Consider the following 20,480-nt stretch of genomic DNA (forward strand, 5'->3'; position numbering starts at 1 on the left):
CATTAGTCATTAGTCATTAGTCATTAGTCATTAGTCATTAGTCATTAGTCATTAGTCATTAGTCATTAGTCATTAGTCATTAGTCATTAGTCATTAGTCATTAGTCATCAGTGCTGTCGCCTCCGAGCTTTCCGTACAACGTCATCAGGAAGAAGGAAGAAGCGATGGCTGTCACAAGCTGGCTATGCCAATTTCCCACTAAATTTAATAAAGTAGCAAAAATAGCAGAAGTTTCTCTCAAGTATGCCCATCTATCTTTCAGCGCTACTGTTCGGGACATCGTTGAAGCAAGTCACAACGGTGATTTTTTTTTTGACCGCAGATGATAGCAGATTAACGCAGATTATTTTGAGGATTTCTGGGTTTATTTGCGATATTTTTCCTTCTGCATATTCTTTTTGACAACCCACAATATAAACCAAATAACAATAATCACCACAACTATTTTGGAAACCGGGTCTAGATATTCCTCTACCAGCGTATAATTTTGCCCTAGTTTATATCCGGCAAAAGTCAGGAAACTTACCCATAAAAGAGTGCCTCCTGTTGAGTATAGTAAAAAAGGAATTAAAGGCATATTATTGATGCCAGCGGGCAGGGAAATCAGGGTGCGAACTCCCGGTACGAGGCGACACAAAAACACGGCTTTGTTGCCGTGTCTGGTAAACCATCTATTTGCTTTGTCAATATCGGCGCCGGATACTGTGATCCATTTGCCGTATTTGTCGGCTAAATCCCTCAAGCGTTCTTCGCTCAATAATTTACCTGCATAGTACCAGGGAAGCGCGCCCAGAATTGTACCGATCGTACCTGCTGCGATCGCCGGCGACAACTGCATATCGCCCTTGAATGCGGTGAATCCTGCCAGGGGCATAATCAATTCTGAGGGTATGGGCGGGAAAAGGTTTTCCAAAAACATCAATAGGCCTATTCCCAGATAGCCCATCGACTCCATTGTGCTAGTTATCCATTCAACCATTTTGATTTAATAATTGGTAAGAGGTACAGTCATTAGTCATTAGTCATTAGTCATTAGTCATTAGTCATGTTTTTGTGTCTCAGAAAGTCCAACGTCCAACGTCATGTTTTGCCAGCTTAAGAGTTCGCGAACGTTATTAGTTATCAGGAAGAAGTCATCAGGAAGAATAAACAATGAATTGCTCGTTCCCAGGCAAAGCCTGGGAACGCATATATAGAATAGAGGCTCGGCCTCGACTCCGAACCAGGGATGTAGAGCCTCCGTCTATTCATTCCTAGGCTCGGCCTAGGAACGAGGAGCTATGATTAAGTTCCCGAAGTCCAGGAGTTGGTGTACTCAATTTGCTCGGCTGTCAAGGTATCAATGTGAATTCCCATTGCTTCCAATTTGAGACGCGCAATTTCCTTGTCAACATCAACAGGAATTGAATGAATTCCTGCTTCTAACTTGCCTTGGTTTTTGACTAGATATTCAGTGGCTAAAGCTTGGTTAGCAAAGCTCATATCCATGACGGCGCTAGGATGTCCTTCGGCTGCTGCCAAGTTGATCAAACGGCCTTCGCCCAAGACAATAACCGACTTGCCATTGTTGAGGCGGTATTCTTGGGTGAAAGAGCGAACTGTTTTCACGTCGGTGCTTTTTGCGCCGAGGGATTTGAGGTCGATTTCAATGTCAAAGTGACCGGAATTGCAAACCATTGCGCCATCTTTCATGGTGTCGAAATGTTCGGCACGGATGACGTGTTTGTTGCCGGTAACGGTGATGAAGATATCGCCGACTTGTGCTGCTTCGTCCATTGGCATGACGCGGAAACCGTCCATCACTGCTTCGATCGCCCGAATCGGATCGATTTCGGTGACAATTACGTTAGCGCCCATGCCGCGGGCGCGCAGTGCCGTGCCTTTGCCGCACCAGCCGTAACCTGCAACCACAATATTTTTGCCGGCCAACAAGATGTTGGTAGCCCGGATAATGCCATCTAGGGTAGATTGACCGGTGCCGTAGCGGTTGTCGAAGAAGTGCTTGGTGTCTGCGTCGTTGACGTTCATGGCGGGGAAAGTCAGCACGCCGTCTTTCAACATGGCCCGCAGGCGCACGATGCCGGTGGTGGTTTCTTCGGTGGTTCCGATCAAGTCGGCAATTTGGTTCGGGCGGTGCTGGATCAGGGCTGCTACTACGTCGCTGCCGTCGTCGATGATGATGTTGGGGCGGTGGTCGAGGGCTGTGTTAACGTGCCGTTCGTAGGTAGCCGCGTCTTCTCCTCTGAGGGCGAAGACGGAAATGCCGTAGTCTTCAACTAAGCAAGCGGCTACGTCATCTTGGGTGCTTAAGGGGTTGCTAGCGATGAGTAGAGCGTCTGCGCCGCCCATTTTCAGGGCGATCGCCAAATGGGCTGTTTCTGTGGTTACGTGGCAGCAAGCTGAAATACGGATGCCTGCGAAGGGCTTTTCTTTAGCGAAGCGTTCTTGAATTTGGCGCAATACTGGCATTTCGCGGCCGGCCCACTCGATGCGTTGCTTCCCCAAGGGGGCGAGGGACAAGTCTTTTACTTCGTGTTTAATCTTGACGGATGTAGCTACCATGTATGTTATTTTCCAGAAATCATCAAACTCTGTTAGTTTTAGCAGATTTACCTATCTGCGGGCAAGTGCTAGGATTTTATTCGATCGCCCTGCACGCTGCTAATCTTAAATTTTGATGGTATTCGATCGACCAATTTGCGATCGTAGCCGGGGTTCACCAGCACAGCAGAGTCAGTCAATTTTAGATTAAAAAATTGAATAATCAGAGATTTACTCCACAGATGGATCTGGGATATTTAAATGTGGCAGACAATTTCGGTCTAGGGCGGAGTCAATCTTTTTTGTCAGCGCGGCGTTCTTGGACTATATGAATAATCGAAGGCACAAAAGAAAGTACAATTATTCCGCAAACAATCGGCAGTAAATATTCATCAACTCTCTCAGGAGGAATCATCTTTCCCAAATAGAAACCCATCAGCGTTAACCCCACCGTCCACAAAAACCCACCGATCAGGTTATAAAACATAAAAGTTTTGTATTTCATTGCCGCCACTCCCGCCACTATCGGGGCAAATGTGCGGACAATTGGCGTAAATCTCGCCAGTACAACAGCTTTTTGACCGTGTTTTTCGTAAAAATTTTCGGTTTTTTCTAAATATTCTTTTTTAAACAGCCACGAATCTTCCTGATTAAATAAGCGGCGACCCCAACGGTGTCCGGTTGCATAGCCAACATTATCGCCAGCCACAGCGCAGACAAAACACCCAAAAATTAGCGTCCAAATATTCAGAGAGTTGGGCCCGGACGCTACAATTCCAGCAGCAAACAACAAGCTGTCTCCCGGCAGAAAAAAACCGAACAGCAATCCAGATTCGGCGAACACAATACCCCAAATCCCCAAATAACCGAAGGTTTTAATCAGTTGCTGCAAATCAAAATTCATTTTTTTGTTTTTCCGGGGAATTAACTAATATCATGTCCGCTCGATTATATAAACAGTAGATAATGGATTCTTTCGATATAGTTATCGGCTATTGCACCCTCCCGAAGCACCGGTGCGCCGGACAAAAACTAGGGCGGCGGTGGCGATTCAAGCGTCGTGAGGTATGCCCTATGCCGGATAGTACCTCATTTTTCGCTTGAAAGGCTATATCGTACACCATTCTCAATAAACTTATAAAAACCGTGTTTCTGAACGAGAGATATAGGCTTTGATGCTATATCTTCGGTCAGAAACCCGGTTTTTGCCACAGGTGCAATATCTCAGTTCGATCGAACACTTGAGGACGAGTCAGTTTTGAATTTTGAATTTTGAGTTGGGAGATTGGGAGAGTGGGAGAGTGGCAAAAATCCTCTTGCTTCCGACTTCACGCTTGACGACTTCCATTTCTATTCTTCATTCAAGCAAAAGGCGAGCCGATTTCCCATCAGCGCGCCTGCCGGTTATATGATTGCTTGTTAAACGGAATGTAGTCGGTCGTCCCCGTTGAAACACAATTAGGAAGCTGCTTTGCTAGCGCGACGGCGGCGTGCTGCAATTAATCCGCCCAAGCCTAGAGCCAAACCAGTCATTGTCATCGGTTCGGGAACTGTTGCGCTCACGGTGAAGTCTTGGAAGTCTTTGTCGTTACCGTTACCGGCATCGTCAAAGCCGATGGTTGCGCCGTTCAACAGAGAACTTGCTCCGTTTGTGTAATTTTTAGCAGCTTTGAAGGTGTTCGTTGTGTCTTTGTCGAGTGCGTTCAAAAGTGACGACCCGCCAAACACGGCTTGCTGCTTCTTGCCGACGTTCAAGGAAGAGGTTGAGTAGACAGTGCCCGCGCTAGCGCCATTGTAGAGGCTGCTGAGTCCCAAACTGTAAACTTTATTTGCCAGGAATTGAAACGTTACGGGGCCTGAAGCGACTGTATTGCCGGAGGTTCCTCTCCATTCGTTAGAGTCACCGTTGTCTGAGGCTTTAGTTTCCGAGAACAGCGTGCTGACTAGAGATGCCACCGACTTGTTTACTTCGTAGATTCCCAAAGAGGAGGTATACGCACCGTGAGATTCTAGGAAGTTAAATGTGACATTTGTATCTTCGTTGAAGCTGATGCCGCTGGTGCCAAAGGAGAAGGCATGAGCTGGAGCTGCTGCGCCCAACATAGCTGTGACGGCTGCGGTAGCTGTTAGGGCGGATAAAATTTTGGTATTCATAAAAAAAGCTCGGTAAGTGGGAAACTCAGAGACTTCAGTTCTGAGAGGAAAACGGCTCGGCGATTTCAATCGCCTTGAATCCCCTTTCGGGGTCGGAGAGGGAATTTAATTAACCTCTCCGATGAGGTATGGTTGCCTCAAACTCCCATTTCTGGGGTAAAGTTAGCTTCGCCAATGTTATAAAGGCTTGTTAGACTTGCAGCACTGTCTCAGTGACTTTAAGACTGTTTAACTGCAAATGACAGAGCAGGGAACTAGCGTCGCATTCGCCCGGTGTCGTGACCCAAATAACGTAGTCAGTTAAGACTTAGGCTGGTCAGAATAGCTTGTAAGACACTTGTCTTGCAAGCTCAGTGTCTTTAGACCTGAGTTCCTGACAATCTGATTTCTTTTGCCTTGTGCGACTACTTCAATATATTTATTATGCAACACTTTTTGGTCTTTGTGGCACTTGAGGTGAATTTTGACAGACTCTTTATGAAGGCTTTACACATCCTTTACAAATGCTGTCTGTCCCATTGGCATTCTGGGGGATCGCTCCTTAAAAGCACACAAAATAATTATAACTATTGTGGCTTGAAACCTTGCTGTAGCAAGCAGGAAGGCATGGCACTGCCAATTTTATTTGGGTCTGGTTTATGCTGATTTTTTATTTTAGTCACCGTCCGGGCGATCGACAACTAACACTTACGTATAAACACGGGGAGACGCGCGCCAACGGAGAGTTGAAAAAGGTTGGTATTAACCAGAAACTGGGAATTTTTGTTGTTTTGGGACTTGTGTAGGGGAGTGCAAGTAGTCGATCTATCGGGCAAATTACGTACAAGCTACGATCGCCCTAGTTTACTTATTTTGGTTCAATTTAAGGGTTTCAGCGCTCCGATAAAACCCAAAGATGCGATCGAGAGGAGATGAATGCAGCTTTAAGCGGTCAAAAAGCGAATTCCCTCTCAACAAATATCCTATGTAGAAAATCTGGGGAGGGCCTAATTGCGATCGACCGCATCAAAACAAACCGCTGTAGCGTTCCTCGGCCCAAGGTTCGCCCCTGCGGTGGTAGCCGTTGCGTTCCCAAAACCCGAGTTGTTCGGCTTCTGTAAACTCTAGGCCGTTAATCCATTTCGCGCTTTTCCAGGCGTAGAGGTGGGGGACTACCAGCCGCATCGGGCCGCCGTGGTCTGGGGATAGGGGTTCGCCGAAGACGGTGTGGGCGAAAAAGTTTTCTTCTCTGATCAAGTCGGCGATCGCAATGTTGGTGGTGTAGTCGCCGTAGCAGTGTTCGAGGACGTACATAGCCGAGCGATCGACTTCTACATAGTTCATAAAATCTGTGACTTTGACTCCAGTCCACTGCACGTCGAGTTTTGACCACCGGGTGACGCAGTGAAAATCGGCAGTAAAGTTGCTTTGGGGCATGGCCTGGAAGTCTGACCAAGTGAAGGTTTTTGGTTTTACCAATCCCCAAACTTTAAATTCCCAACTCTCAATGCTGACGGAGGGTGTATCCCCGTAAGTCAGCACGGGAAAGCCGTTGGCGAGGTATTGGCCCGGAGGGACGCGATCGCTGTTTTCTGGTTCTGGCTTGCGAAAAAATTTGCCTTGCATTGATTGGCGCTCTACAGTAACTGACTGCAATCCTCAGTATATAGCGGTTCTCAAAAAAGTGAGGTCTACCCTATGCCCACGGAGGCCACGGAGGCCACGGAGCCCTATGCCGGATAGTACCTCATATAAGAGCTTGAAAAGCTATATGCAAATCAGGGCCCATCACAATTCATCACTACTTATTCACACTAAAAAATACGCATATTTTACCTGATTCCCACTTAAATCTGCCTTTGGATAGATCTTTGGCTAAAAATTAAAAAAATCTTGTTTTTGCTTATTAATTCTTTAACCTTAAATTTTATCGCAATTAATGGTGCCTTGCCTAAAATTTGATGTATCGTTACAATAGGCTCATATTTCAAATATCAAAAATAGATGAGGTAAAAACCATGCTCGTAAGTTGCTTGATTCCGTTGACTGTCTGCTTGATTGCTTGGTGGGTGACTGCCGGGACTGACAACAGAACGCTAGACGGGATTCCGGCTCCGCTAGCTGCAATTGTTGGAGTGTGTTCGTTAATTTGGTTGGTGGCGGTGTGTCCTTGGCCTATTAAACTCGCTTTAGTTGTGGCGGTGCTGATTGTGGCTAGAGCTTACCTGCAAAATATTTTGAATGCAGGCTGAATTTTTAGGGCGACGGCTTTTAGATTTGCCGAAGCTCTATTGTCGGGTGCTGCTACTTGGTGGTTGAAATTTTCACTATATTTTTACAGGGTCGCAACGAAAGAAACAACCCCAAAATTGGTGAAATTCAATTTAGATATGTCGGTTAAAAATTAGAAGATAAAGCTTGTGGTTCGAGCGGAGACAATATAACGTGCGCCACAAGCATCCTACTACATATTGAGCGAGTAAAATGGCGAGCTGTTAAATTGGTAAACGATTGATATCTTTATTAGAACCAATTACTACCATCACCTCGCCCTTGCTCAAACGTTGGCTCGGCTGTGGATTGATCTCGAACTTGTCGGTGCGACCGACTGCTAGCAAGTTCAAACCATACCTGCGCCGGAGTTCCAAATCCGAAATTGTTTTACCGTCAAACTTTTCTGGAACGAGCAACTCAACTATGCTGTGATCTGGGTCGAGATCAAAGCGTTCTAAAATGCTGGGTTTTGTAAGAATTCGGGCCAAAGAGTGGCCCATTTCTCGTTCTGGAAAAACCACATGATCTGCGCCGACTTTTTTCAAAATTTTCAAGTGAGTTTCCGAGGAAGCTTTAGCTATTACGTGACTTACCCCGCCTTCCTTAAGATTTAGGGTGGTGGTAATGCTTTCTGCTAGGTAATTGCCGATCGCCACAATCACCGTTTCAAATTCAAATATACCTGCTCCCCTAAGAGCGCTAGGCTCAGTAGAATCTAACTGTAAAACGTGAGCAGCTATACGATCGTTCAAAGCTTGAGCTACTTTTTTTTCGTCGGTGTCAACCGCGAGAACTTCGTAACCCAAGTCATGCAGGGTCGAACACACAGCTTTGCCAAAGCGTCCCAAACCAATAACTGCAAACTGCTTGTTATCGACGCGCAAACCGCTAAAAAAATTCAAAGATGACAGGTTCACTCAATATCCAGCGCTGAAAGTCTTGCTTTTTAAATTGTCGCAAAGACAGCGCCGCCTCCTTTTGATTTGTGACTAAATAGTAAAAGTTGATTTGGGTTGTCACCCATTGTTTAGATTATCAGGAAGTAGGCAGGATTTTTTTATCCCACTAACAAACTTTCCTCAGCATACTTAAAAGACCTGGGTTTTGGGTCGCCGAATGCAGCGCTCATCAGCAGCAGCACTCCAACCCGACCTATGTACATTGTAGCAATCAAAATCAACTTACCGATCGCTGAAAGCTTGGCTGTAATCCCTGTGGAAAGACCGACCGTGGCAAAAGCTGAAACTGCTTCATACAGCGCTGCGATAAATTCTACTTGGGGATTGGTCAGCTCGATTAAAATTGCAGATGTGAACGCGACCAACAGGGAACCGAAGACTACGCTAATGGTTTTCAGAATCATTGCTGGCGGGATTTGACGCTGATAGCACTCCACATCTTCCTGACCTTCGATAACTGCTGTGGTACAGCAAAACAATATCCTAAAAGTTGTGGTTTTGATTCCGCCGCCGGTACTGCCAGGACTGGCACCGATAAACATCAGCGCGATAGTCAGAAATAGCGCGGCTTCGCTCATTTTGCCAATGTCAATTGTATTGAATCCCGCCGTGCGGGGAGTAACAGATTGAAACCAAGCTGCCATCACCTTTTGCGGAAAATTGAGAGGACCGAAAGTTGCTGGGTTGTTGTATTCCAGCACCAAAAAGGCTAGCGTTCCTAAAATTAAAAGAACGGCAGTTGTACTGGTAACGACTTTGAAATTTAGGGAAAAAACTGTGCAGATAGGGCTTTTGTTGAACCGATCTCGCACCCACAGGTACATTTCCATAATTACTTGATAGCCGATTCCCCCAAATATGATTAAACCGCCGACAGTGAAGTTAACAATAGGCGAATTGATGTAGCCGATCAAATTATCTGAGTAGAGGCTAAAGCCGGCGTTGTTAAAGGCATTAACGCTGTGAAATATGGCCGACCACACGCCCTCTTTAAATCCGTATTGGGGGACGAAAACCGACATCAGCAAAAACACTCCTGTTAATTCAAACAAAAGTGTTGTTGCTAGAATTGACTGCACGAGTTGTACTACGCCGGCTAGCCCGGATTTGTCGAGAGATTGTTGCAGGGCAATTTTGTCTTTCAAGCCAAAGCGGCGGCCCAATAACAGCAGCAAGAAAGTCGTGGCTGTCATGTAGCCCAAGCCTCCTATTTGCACCAGTAAAACTAGGCACAGTTGTCCCCAAAAAGAGTAATGTTTTCCGACATCCACAACCGACAAGCCTGTGACGCAAACAGCGGAAGTCGAGGTGAAGAGTGCTGTGATGGGATTGTTCCAAGTTCCATCGATTGTGGAAAAAGGCATCATCAGTAGTAGAGCACCTGCGGCGATGACGGCGAGAAAGCCCAAAGCAATGGTTCGCGAGACAGTCATTCGATTTTAGATTTTAGATTTTAGATTGTAGATTGTAGATTTTAGAGGGAATCGACAAATCGATTTGAGATTTGAGATTTTTCGATTTGAGAGGAAACCGACAAATCTATCCAGGGGTATAAATAAGGATATCTCGGTCTGGGGAATGCCGATCGACCGATCGCACCAAATCGCCACATTCCATGACAACATCGGGAAAATAACGGTAGAATTCCTTTAATAACTTGCGATCTGGCGATGACATCAACACTTTACCAGCAAATTCAGGAACTCTACGACGCTTCTAGCGGTTTGTGGGAACAGGTGTGGGGCGAACATATGCACCACGGTTACTACGGCGCGGATGGGAATTTGAAAAAAGAGCGCCGACAGGCTCAGATAGATTTGATCGAAGAATTGCTAGGCGAGGCTGGAGTACCGTCAGAGAAGGCACTCTGCGAACCTTACCGCATTTTAGATGTCGGTTGCGGAATCGGCGGTAGCACGCTTTATTTGACTCAAAAGTTTAGTTCGATCGCCCAAAATAATTTAAAGTCGGATGGTGAGGTCGATCGAGATTTTGGGCGATCGACCGCAGAAAACAAAACGGGCGCTAGCGTGATGGCCACCGGCATCACCCTGAGTCCGGTACAGGCCAACAGAGCGACTGAACGCGCTAAAATTGCAGGACTCGAAAGCAATGTTAACTTTTTAGTAGCAGATGCTTTGAATATGCCTTTTCCTGACGAGTCCTTCGACTTAGTTTGGTCCCTCGAAAGTGGCGAACATATGCCCGACAAAATTAAGTTTTTGCAGGAATGCTGTCGCGTGCTCAAGCCGGGAGGAACTTTGATGTTAGCAACTTGGTGTCACCGCCCGGTGGGAGAAACGGCGGGAGAATTAACTGATGCAGAGAGAAAGGAGTTGGCAGAAATTTACCGGGTTTATGCTTTACCTTACGTGATTTCTTTGCCGGAATATGAGGAAATTGTCCGCAGTTTGCCTTTTACAAATATTCGCAGCGCTGATTGGTCAAAAGCAGTTGCTCCTTTTTGGGATGTGGTGATCGATTCTGCTTTGACTCCGAGCGCAATTTGGGGTTTGCTGACTAGCGGTTGGACAACTGTTCAAGCTGCACTTGCTCTAGGATTGATGAGTCGGGGATATCAGAGCGGATTGATTCGTTTCGGACTGATTTGTGCTGTAAAATAAATCAGAAGGAAGAGGGAAGAAGGAAGAAGGAAGTTCGGCAACGAGCAATGTACGGGATGTAACGGATGTAACGGATGTAACGGATGTAACGGATGTAAGTCCGTCGGAAGAGGGAAGAAGGAAGAGGGAAGAAGGAAGAGGGTTCGGTCGATGATATTTATGGCGACAAGTTCAATTAAGTAAGGTGGATAATTTCCACTTTACTTAATATTATTTCTGGTGCGTTTGTAGGATTTATGGGCAACGATTCGATTGATAAGTCTTGGATTGATAAAGATAAAGATGGCTCGGCTCCGCAAAGCTGGGTGAGGGCATTTTGGGAGTTTTCTCGGCCGCATACGATTGTGGGGACTACGTTGAGCGTGCTGGCTTTGTACGCGATCGCCCAAAGCGCACAACTGTTTGTGAATCCTATATTTTTGCCCCTAGCTTGTGCTTGGTTGGCTTGCATTTGCGGCAATATTTATATTGTGGGATTGAACCAGTTAGAAGATGTTGAAATTGATAAGATTAATAAGCCGTATTTGCCGATCGCCTCTGGAGCATTTTCTCAAAAAACTGGGGAATTAATTGTAGCTGTAACTGGAATTTTGGCAATTTTGATAGCTGTTTTGCAAGGGCCGTTTTTGCTGGCTACAGTTGGTGTTAGTTTGGCGATCGGGACTGCTTATTCTCTGCCGCCAATTCGGCTGAAACGGTTTCCTTTTTGGGCGGCGCTGTGCATTTTCACGGTGCGGGGGGCGATCGTAAATCTAGGGTTATTTTTACACTTTAATTGGGTGTTGGGTTTGGGAAGGGCGAAAAGCGCTTTTTCCGGCTGGAGTTTGGAGAGTGTGTCTTTTGCGATTCCTGCAGAAGTTTGGGTGCTGACGGTGTTTGTGGTGGTGTTTACTTTTGCGATCGCCATTTTCAAAGATATCCCCGATATGGAAGGCGACAAGCAATACAATATTACTACGTTTACGATTGAGCTGGGCAAGCCGGCCGTCTTTAATTTGTCTCGCTGGGTGTTGACAGTTTGCTATTTGGGCGCGACTTTGGCGGGAGTCATTGTTTTGTCTAATGTTAATTTAATATTTTTGGCAGTTTCTCATTTGACGGCTTTGGGTTTGATGTGGTTTTGGAGCGCGAAAGTTGATTTGGATGAGCAAAAAGAAATTGCGGATTTTTATCAGTTTATCTGGAAGTTGTTTTTCTTAGAATATCTGATTTTTCCAGCAGCTTGTTTGTTAGGGTAAATGAAGGAAGTTCGGCAGCGGATTTTGTAGCGGATGTAACGGATGTAACCGATTTAAGGGAGGTCATTTCAGAACCGATTTTGTAATCACTTTAATAAATTTAAAGGATTTAACAATGTTGAGGGAAGAAGGAAGGAAGAGTTAACAGATTAGAATAAGTTGCCAATTACAAGTTAGCGAACTCCCAAACAACAAAGATAACTATGGCTTCTAAGAAAAAACTGCAAAAATCTGCCGTTAAACAGAGTGCTGAAGACTGTTTGAAAAGAGCTTGGGAACATCACCAAGCGGGGCGTTTGTTAGAAGCTGAAAATTTGTACCGGCAAATCGTAGAAGTCGAGCCGGATTCAGCAAACGTGCTTTGTTTGTTGGGAATAGCGCTGAGACAGCAGGGAAAAGTTGCTGAGGCGATCGACTTTTACGATCGCGCGATCGCCCAAAACCCCGATTTTGTAGAAGCACATTTAAATAAAGCTCATGTTTTGCTGGATGTTGGCGAATATCAAAGGGCGATCGCCAGTTACGAACAAGTTATCAAAATACAGCCAAATTCCGCACTCGCCTGCAATAAATTGGGCTGGCTCAAACAGCAATTAGGCGAAACAGACGCGGCAATTGTATATTACCAAGCAGCGCTTAAACTCGATCCAAACCTGGTAGAAGCCGCCCACAATTTAGGTAAAGTTTTTACAGAAAAAAATCAATTCGACGATGCAGAAACCTGTTATTTGCACGCTTTAAAAATAAATCCTAAATTGACATATTCTCTGCTAGGCTTGGGTAGAGTTTTGCAGCAGCAAAATAAATTAACCGAAGCTCTCACCTGCTACCAGCAAGCTGTAGAAATAGAACCGCAAAATCCCGACGCGCAAAATAATATCGGAGCATTTTATCACGAACAAGGCAATACAAAAGCAGCCATAGACCACTACCGACAAGCATTAAGCTTAAAGCCTGACTTCGTGGATGCTATTAACAACCTCGGACACGCCTTGGTGGATTTAGGCAATTTTCAAGAAGCTTTTTATTGTCACCGTCGAGCCTTGGAATTACAGCCAGACAACGCCACCGCACACCTCGAATTTAGTTTAACTTTACTGTTGTTCGGAGATTATCAGCGCGGTTTTGCTGAATACGAATGGCGGTGGCGCACTCCGACACTGCAACCGAGGCAATTTCTACAGCCGCTTTGGGATGGTTCGGATTTGCAGGGAAAAACTATTTTACTGCACGTCGAACAAGGCTTGGGCGATTCGATTCAGTTTATTCGCTACGCGCCAATTCTTCGCAGCCGAGGCGCTAAAATTATGGTGGCTTGCTATCCAGAACTGATGCGGTTGTTTGCGACTGTTGCCGGGATTGAATATTTATCAGTTAGTTTTGAGGGTTTACCAGTATTTGACTTTCACGCACCGCTGATGAGTTTACCCAGAATTTTGGGGACAACTCTCGAAACAATTCCCGCAAATATTCCTTATTTGACTCCGCCTGCTGAGTGCAAATTTGCGCTGGCTTCTGATGCCAAATTTAAGGTGGGAATTGTGTGGGCGGGGAATCCAACCAGGCGGAAAGACAATCAGCGATCTTGCAGTTTGAGCGATTTTATTCCGTTGTTTGAGGTGGCGGGAATCGCTTTTTATAGTTTACAAAAAAACTTGTCCGAGAGCGATCGCACTTTGCTCAACCATCACTTGGTGCCGGATTTAAGCCCGCACCTGAACGACTTGGCTGATACGGCTTCTGCTATATCTCAACTGGATTTGGTGATTAGTGTCGATACTTCTGTCGCGCACTTGGCTGGTGCTTTGGGAAAACCGGTTTGGGTGCTGCTTTCTTTTGCACCTGACTGGCGCTGGCTGCTGGATCGCGAAGACAATCCTTGGTATCCAACTGCTAGGCTTTTTCGTCAAAGTCAGCCACAAAATTGGCAACAATTGTTTCAGGATGTGCAGGCGGCTTTGAGTTTGTTGGCGATCGCCAATTCTACTACTTATTCCGAGGATGGTGCAAAAAATTTGTCCCTCGCAAAGACAGTCGATGCTGCAGCGCTGGAAATGACAAATCCTAGCTTGGTTGAGGATAGCCAAAAAATATTTTTGACAGCGGGCGAAGCGCTGGCCAACCGCGTAGCAATCGAGCAAATGCCGCCAATTGAAACATCTATTACTAGGGCTGCTAATGGGGAAAATTCGGTTGTTTTAGAGGATATGTTGCAGCAAGCCGAAAAGTTGATGGAAACAGGCGACAAGCAAGAAGCGATCGCCCTTTACGAACAAATCATATTTCTCGATCCAAATTGCGTGCAAGCCCGGATTAATTATGGTTTTCTCAAACAAGAAAATGGCGAGTTAGATGCAGCTATTCCGCATTACCGAGAAGCTTTAGCCCTCGATCCAAATATTCCTCAAACAGCTTACAATTTGGCAAAAATTTTTGAGGAACAAGGTCAAGTCGCAGAGGCGATCGCATATTACGAACAAGCCCTCGTCGCAGATCCTGATTTCGTACCCGCACTGATAAATTTAGCGGTGGCGCTGCAAGAAAAGGGCGAACTTTTAGAGGCTGTTAACCTCTACCGGCGGGCGCTGGAAATTAACCCACACAGTTGGGAAGCTTACAACAATCTGGCAACTGTTTTGCAAGAACAAGGCAATTTAGAAGATGCCCTAGAATATTATCACAAAGCTCTCGAATTGCTGCCGGATTTTGTGGAAGCTATTAACAATTTAGGCAGGACTTTTCTGGAAAAAGGCGCGGTAGAAGAGGCGATCGCCTGCTACAAACGGGCGATTGTTTTGAATCCAGATCATGCTAGCGCTCACCTCAATTTGTCCTTGGCTTTGCTGTTGGCGGGAGATTTGGAAAATGGTCTGGCGGAGTACGAGTGGCGCTGGAAAATTAATGAATTTAAAATCGGTCATTCCTGTTTTTTAGCTGGGCCGGGAAATACAGTGGCGGCGAGAGAATACCGGCCGCTGTGGGATGGTTCCGATTTGCAGGGAAAAACTATTTTGCTGCACGCCGAACAAGGTTTGGGCGATTCGATTCAGTTTATCCGCTACGCTGCGATTGTAAAGAATAAAGGCGGTAGGGTAATTGTTGGCTGTTATCCGCAATTGCAACGTTTGTTTGCAACGGTTGACGGGATTGATTTGCTAATAGTTAGAGGCGAGCCGCTGCCGGAATTTGACGTGCAAGTGCCGATGTTGAGTTTGCCCTATGTTCTGGGTACAACGGTGGAAACAATCCCGGCAAATACTGCTTATTTATCTGGGAATGCGGGTGCTAAATTTGGGCTTTTGCCGGGAAGAAATTTGAAAGTTGGGATTGTCTGGGCGGGGAATCCCAAACACCGCAAAAATATGCAGCGTTCTTGCAGTTTAAGTCAGTTTCTACCGCTTTTGGACGTTTCGGGGGTAAGTTTTTACAGCTTGCAGAAAGAGGTTTCTGAGGTCGATCGCGCGCTGTTGAATCGAACTCCAATCGTCGATTTGAGCTGGGATTTTGGGGATTTGGCCGATACTGCTGCTGCGATCGCCGAATTGGATTTAGTGATAGCCGTCGATACCGCTGTCGCCCATTTGGCGGGCGCTTTGGGTAAACCGGTGTGGATTTTGCTGGCGTTTTCGCCGGATTGGCGGTGGCTGTTGGAGCGCGAAGACAGTCCTTGGTATCCGACGGCGCGGCTGTTCCGGCAGGCTCAGCGGGGCGACTGGGAGGGCGTTTTTGACCGGGTGGCGCAATCTCTGGGCCGCCTGGTTTCCGCAGCCTACGTGCCTTCGGCGGCGGCGGATGCAGAGTTTCGCTCTGGCCGAAATTTGCAGGTGCAGCGCAATTTTGGCGGTGCGATCGAATGTTACGAGCGGGCGCTACGGATCGATCCAAATTACGCCGCCGCCCACAGCAATTTAGGCGTTGTCAAACAGCAGGTTGGGCGCTTGACAGAGGCGATCGCGCACTACAAAAAAGCGCTAGAAATCGACGGGAATTTGGCGGAAACTGCGAGCAATTTGGGCAGCGCGCTGGCGGAAGCAGGGGAGAAAGCAGAGGCGATCGCACAATACCAGCGGGCGCTGTCTTTGAACCCGAATTGCGCCGAAGCGATGATTAATTTGGGGCTGCTGCGGGAAGAAGAAGGGAATGTGAGTGAGGCTGTAAAGCATTACCAGCAAGCGATTCAAGTCAATCCTGATTGCGCGGCGGCTTATTTGAATTTGGGAATTGCTTTGGAGAAACAAGGGGAGGAATCGGGCGCGGATTACGATCGCGCGATCGCAAATTACGAACGGGCGATCGAGCTCGATCCCAATTATTTCGACGCTTTGCACAACTTAGCATACGCCTCGATCCGGCAGGGCCGAGTTGCAGATGCGATCGCCTATTACGAACGAGCTCTGGCGCTGCAACCCGATTTGGCAGCAACCGATCTGGCTTTTGGGAATTGGCTGTCAAACCAAGATAAGTTAGATGAGGCTCTAGTCTTTTGCCAGCAAGCGATTGAGAAATTTCCCGCCAGTGCGGGCGCTCGCTGCAATCTGGCAATTGTCTTGCACAAACAAGGTAAAATTCAAGATGCGATCGCCTGCTACCACCAAGCTTTGAGCCTGAAATCCGACTTTCCCGAAGCTTTGAACAATCTCGCTAAAGCTTTTGAGGAAGCGGGAAAAACGGCGGAGGCGATGGATTGTTACAATCGGGCGATCGAACTCAAACCCGGTTATCTCAATTCTCTCAACGGTTTGGGAAACATTCTGCACCAAAGCGGACAATTTGCAGATGCTGTCAACTATTACGATCGAGCCGTTCAACTCAATATTGCCAGCTCAGAATCTCACCTAAATTTAGCTTTAGCATTGCTGCTGGCGGGAGAATTTCAGCGCGGTTTTGCCGAGTACGAATCCCGGCTAGTAGTTGAAAAAAAACAGTTCCCGCAATACAACTTTCTCCAGCCGATTTGGGACGGCAAAGATTTGGATGGAAAAACAATTTTGCTTTGCCCGGAACAGGGTTTAGGCGATGCAATTCAATTTATCCGCTACGCAGAATTAGTTAAGCAAAAAGGCGGCCGGGTAATAGTTTGGTGTTTGCCGCACTTGCAGCGCTTGTTTGCACGAGTTGCGGGAATCGATCAGTTGATAATTAGTCCAGAAGCAGCGCCGGATTTTCAAGTTCGCGCGCACCTCATGAGTTTGCCGCACCTTCTGGGAACAACCTTAGAAAGTATACCCGCCCGGGTTCCTTATTTAGCTCCGCCTCCCGGCGGGGAATTTACTTTCAACCAAACTGCTAATTTGAAAGTAGGGATTGTCTGGTGCGGCAATACTAACAATTCACAAAATAAAGTGCGATCGTTTCCGCTCAATTTGTTCGCCAAAATATTAGATATTCCCGGAGCAGATTTTTACAGTTTGCAAAAGGAAATGACAGCAGAAGAACGCGCTTTGTTGGAGCAAATGCCCGCAACAGATTTAAGCTCTTATTTGCACGACTTTGCCGATACTGCGGCTGCAATATCGGCTCTAGATTTAGTGATTTCGGTGGATACTTCTGTGGCGCACTTGGCCGGTGCTTTGGGTAAGCCGGTGTGGATTTTGCTGTGTTTTGTGCCGGATTGGCGGTGGATGTTGGAACGGGAAGATAGCCCTTGGTATCCGACGGCGCGCTTGTTTCGCCAGTCAACAGCACAAGATTGGGAAGGAGTTTTAGAAGTGGTTGGTTTGGCGCTCCGAGAAAGAGTTACTCAGCATCAGGAATCTCAACCAATAATACAAACTCAGCTTAATTTTGACTTGGCTAAGCAACAGTTCGATCTGGGAAATCTGCTGAAGTCGCAAGGAAAATTTATTGAGGCGATTTCGTGTTTTGAAAAATCTTTATTTTTGCAGCCAAATTCGGTAGAGGTAGCCACCAATTTAGCGGTGACGCTGCACCAAATAGGCAATTTAACAGGGGCTGTAACATATTATCAGCGCGCAATCGAAATCGACCCAAACTGCGCTCTATCCCAAAATAACTTTGGTATTTTGCTGCAAATTCAGGGCCGTGTAGACGATGCTATATCTTGTTTCCAAAAGGCGATAGCCCTAAATCCCCTTTACGTCAAAGCTCTCAACAATCTCGGCGCGATACTCCAGCAGCAGGGCAATTTGTCAAGTGCGATCGCCTGTTTTAATCAAGCACTTTCCATCAATGCCAATTACGTGCCGGCCATCGTAAATTTGGGCGCGGCCATGCAAGCAACAAATCAGCTAGAAGAAGCTAAACGCCTTTATTGTCTGTCAATTGAGATAGAACCTGACAGCGCCGCAGGGCATTATCACCTGGGAAATCTATTCTTAGAAATGCACCAATTCGATCGAGCTTTGGTCAGCTTAGAAAAAGCCATAGCCTTACAGCCAAATTATGTAGAAGCGCTGAATAATTTAGGTACTGTTTTAGAAGCAAAGCACGAAGTAGACCGGGCAATTTCATGTTACAATCAAGCTATTAGTTTCGATGAAAATTGTGCTAAAGCTCACTTCAATTTATCCTTGGCGCTGTTATTAACAGGTGACTTGCAGCGCGGTTTTGCCGAGTACGAATGGCGCTGGCAAACCGATCAATCAAAAAAAATACAGTGGTTGAATTTCGATCGGCCGATTTGGGACGGTTCAGATTTGCATTCTAAAACTATTTTGATTCGCTGCGAACAAGGTTTGGGTGACGCAATTCAGTTTGTGCGCTACGCGGCAATCGTGCAGCAAAAAGGCGGCAAAGTTATCCTTTCTTGCTATCAAGAATTGAAGCGTTTGTTCAAGCAGATTCCTGGCATCGAGCAAGTGGCGGTGCGGATGGACGAATTGTCCGATTTTCAAGTGCAAATACCGCTGATGAGTTTGCCGCACATTCTGGGAACAACTTTAGAAAATATACCGGCAAATGTTCCTTATTTAGCAGCGCCGCCGAATTGGCAATTTTCCCTAAACTCCGTGAAGCGCAGCTATCCCGTAGGGAATCGCAATTTCAAAGTGGGGATTGTGTGGGCGGGAAGTTCGGAACATTTGAAGGATTTTGTGCGATCGAGTTATTTAAGCTATTTTCTGAAATTGTTCGATATTCCGGGCGTAAGTTTTTACAGTCTTCAGAAAGAATTATCGGCGGGCGATCGTACTTTGTTAAGTCAAACTTCCGTAATAGATTTGAGCGACAATTTGAATGATTTTGCTGATACTGCGGCGGTGATATCGCAACTGGATTTAGTAATTTCTGTTGATACTGCTGTGGCGCATTTAGCCGGTGCTTTGGGTAAACCGGTATGGATTTTGCTGTGTTTTGTGCCGGATTGGCGGTGGATGTTGCAGCGCGAAGATAGCCCTTGGTATCCGACGGCGCGGCTGTTTCGCCAGCAAAAACCGGGGGATTGGGATGGAGTTTGCGATCGGGTAAAAGCAGCCCTAGAACAGCTAATTTATACTTCCCAAGGGCAGGAAACCAACACACCGCCCCTGCTAATCCCTCAAAATATCCCCCCAGAAACCCCGCCAAAAACAACAGGAATCGGCATCAGTTGGCCGCTCAGCATCACCAGCGGCTGGGGAATTTACGGCATGAATTTAACACTGCAACTGCTGCGAAATCCCGCCTGGGAAGTTGCACTTTTAGCACCCCCATCCATCACCTCAGAATCGCTCAATCCGCTGCACAAATCGCTGTTATTGCCCCTAATAGAAAAGCAGAGAGATTTTCAGGAATTAGTAACCGCGAATTCTGAAAAACAAATAGCCTGCAACTTTCCCGTACTTTACGGTTTGGGGAATAATTTAGTAACGTCTGGAGTAGAGAATCAACTTACCAGCGCTTGTCAAGTAGGAGTCATATTTTTTGAAGACACGCACATCACAGCAGAAGCCGTAGAAAAAGCCAAAAAATATAGCGTGATTGTCGCCGGTTCTAACTGGAATGCCGATGTTTTGCGAAGCTGCGGCTTGACTAATGTAGCGATGGTAAATCAAGGCATTGACCCGACAATTTTCCATCCTGCACCCAAATCTAATCTATTTGGCGATCGCTTCGTAATTTTCTCCGGTGGCAAACTAGAATATCGCAAAGGCCAAGACATTGTAATTGCCGCTTTCAAACAATTTCGCGCCAAACATCCAGAAGCGCTGTTACTAACAGCGTGGCACAACTTTTGGCCTCAATATATGTTGGGAATGGAACAAACCGGAAACGTTGCGGGATTTCCTAATATCAACCGCGACGGAAGTTTAGGAATTTCCCAATGGTTAGCAGCCAACGGTTTGCCAGTTGACTCTTTTATCGACATCGGCTTAATACCCAATCACCTCTCTGGACAAATTTTGCGAGAAGCCGACTGCGCTGTTTTCGCCAACCGCTGCGAAGGCGGCACTAATTTAGTCGCAATGGAAAGTATGGCCTGCGGAATTCCTACTATTTTATCAGCAAATACTGGTCATTTAGACTTAATTTACAGCCACATTTGCTATCCTTTACCGCATCAGGGACGAGTTAAACCGACTGCTCATTTTCCCGGTGTAGAAGGTTGGGGAGAGTCGGATGTTGCAGAAGTTGTCGAGGCTTTGGAGCAAGTTTATACTAATCGCGAAGAAGCAAAAAATCGCGGTTTAGCTGCGGCGAATTTTATGCTGGATTGGACTTGGAAAAAACAGGTTAATCGGTTTCTTAATGTTATTACTCTTTAGTAGGGTGCG

The 20,480-nt window shown here is 46.3% G+C and carries 13 protein-coding genes; 4 read left to right on the top strand and 9 right to left on the bottom strand.

Going from position 1 to position 20,480, the window contains the following annotated elements; genetic code table 11:
- Window positions 1-100: 100 nt before the first annotated feature.
- From QUA01_RS08835 to QUA01_RS08860, 6 genes are all read right to left on the bottom strand, one after another.
- A complete protein-coding gene (locus QUA01_RS08835; protein WP_194065888.1) occupies window positions 101-280 on the bottom strand; it encodes a hypothetical protein in 180 nt (59 codons plus the stop codon).
- Window positions 281-364: 84 nt separating this feature from the next.
- On the bottom strand, window positions 365-979 hold the full coding sequence (locus QUA01_RS08840; RefSeq protein WP_333089515.1) for a DedA family protein: 615 nt from the start codon (window positions 977-979) through the stop codon (window positions 365-367).
- Between the two features lie 305 nt (window positions 980-1,284).
- Window positions 1,285-2,562 (bottom strand): adenosylhomocysteinase, encoded by a 1,278-nt coding sequence (gene ahcY / locus QUA01_RS08845; RefSeq protein WP_194065886.1) that lies wholly within the window; start codon window positions 2,560-2,562, stop codon window positions 1,285-1,287.
- A gap of 271 nt (window positions 2,563-2,833) precedes the next feature.
- On the bottom strand, window positions 2,834-3,445 hold the full coding sequence (locus QUA01_RS08850; protein WP_333089514.1) for a DedA family protein: 612 nt from the start codon (window positions 3,443-3,445) through the stop codon (window positions 2,834-2,836).
- A gap of 554 nt (window positions 3,446-3,999) precedes the next feature.
- On the bottom strand, window positions 4,000-4,695 hold the full coding sequence (locus QUA01_RS08855; RefSeq protein ID WP_333089513.1) for a PEP-CTERM sorting domain-containing protein: 696 nt from the start codon (window positions 4,693-4,695) through the stop codon (window positions 4,000-4,002).
- 1,005 nt (window positions 4,696-5,700) lie between these two features.
- Entirely contained in the window at window positions 5,701-6,300 is a 600-nt protein-coding gene (locus QUA01_RS08860) for a sulfite oxidase-like oxidoreductase (RefSeq protein ID WP_194008371.1), read from the bottom strand.
- Between the two features lie 392 nt (window positions 6,301-6,692).
- On the opposite strand from QUA01_RS08860, the gene QUA01_RS08865 reads away from it, so the two are divergent.
- Complete coding sequence (locus QUA01_RS08865) at window positions 6,693-6,926, top strand: hypothetical protein (protein ID WP_194065881.1); 234 nt, start codon at window positions 6,693-6,695, stop codon at window positions 6,924-6,926.
- 243 nt (window positions 6,927-7,169) lie between these two features.
- On the opposite strand, the gene QUA01_RS08870 is transcribed toward QUA01_RS08865, so the two are convergent.
- From QUA01_RS08870 to QUA01_RS08880, 3 genes are all read right to left on the bottom strand, one after another.
- Window positions 7,170-7,865, bottom strand: coding sequence for a potassium channel family protein (locus QUA01_RS08870; RefSeq protein WP_194065880.1), 696 nt, complete (start codon window positions 7,863-7,865; stop codon window positions 7,170-7,172).
- A gap of 140 nt (window positions 7,866-8,005) precedes the next feature.
- Window positions 8,006-9,340, bottom strand: coding sequence for a TrkH family potassium uptake protein (locus QUA01_RS08875; RefSeq protein ID WP_194065879.1), 1,335 nt, complete (start codon window positions 9,338-9,340; stop codon window positions 8,006-8,008).
- A 106-nt stretch (window positions 9,341-9,446) separates the two neighbouring features.
- A complete protein-coding gene (locus QUA01_RS08880; RefSeq protein WP_194065878.1) occupies window positions 9,447-9,584 on the bottom strand; it encodes a hypothetical protein in 138 nt (45 codons plus the stop codon).
- Here QUA01_RS08880 and QUA01_RS08885 point away from each other — a divergent pair.
- From QUA01_RS08885 to QUA01_RS08895, 3 genes are all read left to right on the top strand, one after another.
- The gene (locus tag QUA01_RS08885; protein ID WP_333089511.1) at window positions 9,578-10,531 is read left to right on the top strand and encodes a methyltransferase domain-containing protein; all 954 of its coding nucleotides are present in this window, start codon (window positions 9,578-9,580) and stop codon (window positions 10,529-10,531) included. The two genes, QUA01_RS08880 and QUA01_RS08885, sit on opposite strands and share 7 nt — an antisense overlap.
- A gap of 236 nt (window positions 10,532-10,767) precedes the next feature.
- Window positions 10,768-11,769, top strand: a complete 1,002-nt coding sequence (locus QUA01_RS08890) for a homogentisate phytyltransferase (RefSeq protein WP_333089510.1) — start codon at window positions 10,768-10,770, stop codon at window positions 11,767-11,769.
- A 203-nt stretch (window positions 11,770-11,972) separates the two neighbouring features.
- On the top strand, window positions 11,973-20,471 hold the full coding sequence (locus QUA01_RS08895) for a tetratricopeptide repeat protein (RefSeq protein WP_333089509.1): 8,499 nt from the start codon (window positions 11,973-11,975) through the stop codon (window positions 20,469-20,471).
- Window positions 20,472-20,480 lie beyond the last annotated feature (9 nt).

It is taken from the genome of Microcoleus sp. S36a_B3, assembly GCF_036700745.1.
Classification (GTDB): domain Bacteria; phylum Cyanobacteriota; class Cyanobacteriia; order Cyanobacteriales; family Microcoleaceae; genus Microcoleus.

What these genes read in the sequence shown, in the direction of transcription:
- QUA01_RS08835 (WP_194065888.1), bottom strand. Translation starts at nt 280, where the DNA reads ATGTCCCGAACAGTAGCGCTGAAAGATAGATGGGCATACTTGAGAGAA.
- QUA01_RS08840 (WP_333089515.1), bottom strand. Translation starts at nt 979, where the DNA reads ATGGTTGAATGGATAACTAGCACAATGGAGTCGATGGGCTATCTGGGA.
- ahcY (WP_194065886.1), bottom strand. Translation starts at nt 2,562, where the DNA reads ATGGTAGCTACATCCGTCAAGATTAAACACGAAGTAAAAGACTTGTCC.
- QUA01_RS08850 (WP_333089514.1), bottom strand. Translation starts at nt 3,445, where the DNA reads ATGAATTTTGATTTGCAGCAACTGATTAAAACCTTCGGTTATTTGGGG.
- QUA01_RS08855 (WP_333089513.1), bottom strand. Translation starts at nt 4,695, where the DNA reads ATGAATACCAAAATTTTATCCGCCCTAACAGCTACCGCAGCCGTCACA.
- QUA01_RS08860 (WP_194008371.1), bottom strand. Translation starts at nt 6,300, where the DNA reads ATGCAAGGCAAATTTTTTCGCAAGCCAGAACCAGAAAACAGCGATCGC.
- QUA01_RS08865 (WP_194065881.1), top strand. Translation starts at nt 6,693, where the DNA reads ATGCTCGTAAGTTGCTTGATTCCGTTGACTGTCTGCTTGATTGCTTGG.
- QUA01_RS08875 (WP_194065879.1), bottom strand. Translation starts at nt 9,340, where the DNA reads ATGACTGTCTCGCGAACCATTGCTTTGGGCTTTCTCGCCGTCATCGCC.
- QUA01_RS08885 (WP_333089511.1), top strand. Translation starts at nt 9,578, where the DNA reads ATGACATCAACACTTTACCAGCAAATTCAGGAACTCTACGACGCTTCT.
- QUA01_RS08880 (WP_194065878.1), bottom strand. Translation starts at nt 9,584, where the DNA reads ATGTCATCGCCAGATCGCAAGTTATTAAAGGAATTCTACCGTTATTTT.
- QUA01_RS08890 (WP_333089510.1), top strand. Translation starts at nt 10,768, where the DNA reads ATGGGCAACGATTCGATTGATAAGTCTTGGATTGATAAAGATAAAGAT.
- QUA01_RS08895 (WP_333089509.1), top strand. Translation starts at nt 11,973, where the DNA reads ATGGCTTCTAAGAAAAAACTGCAAAAATCTGCCGTTAAACAGAGTGCT.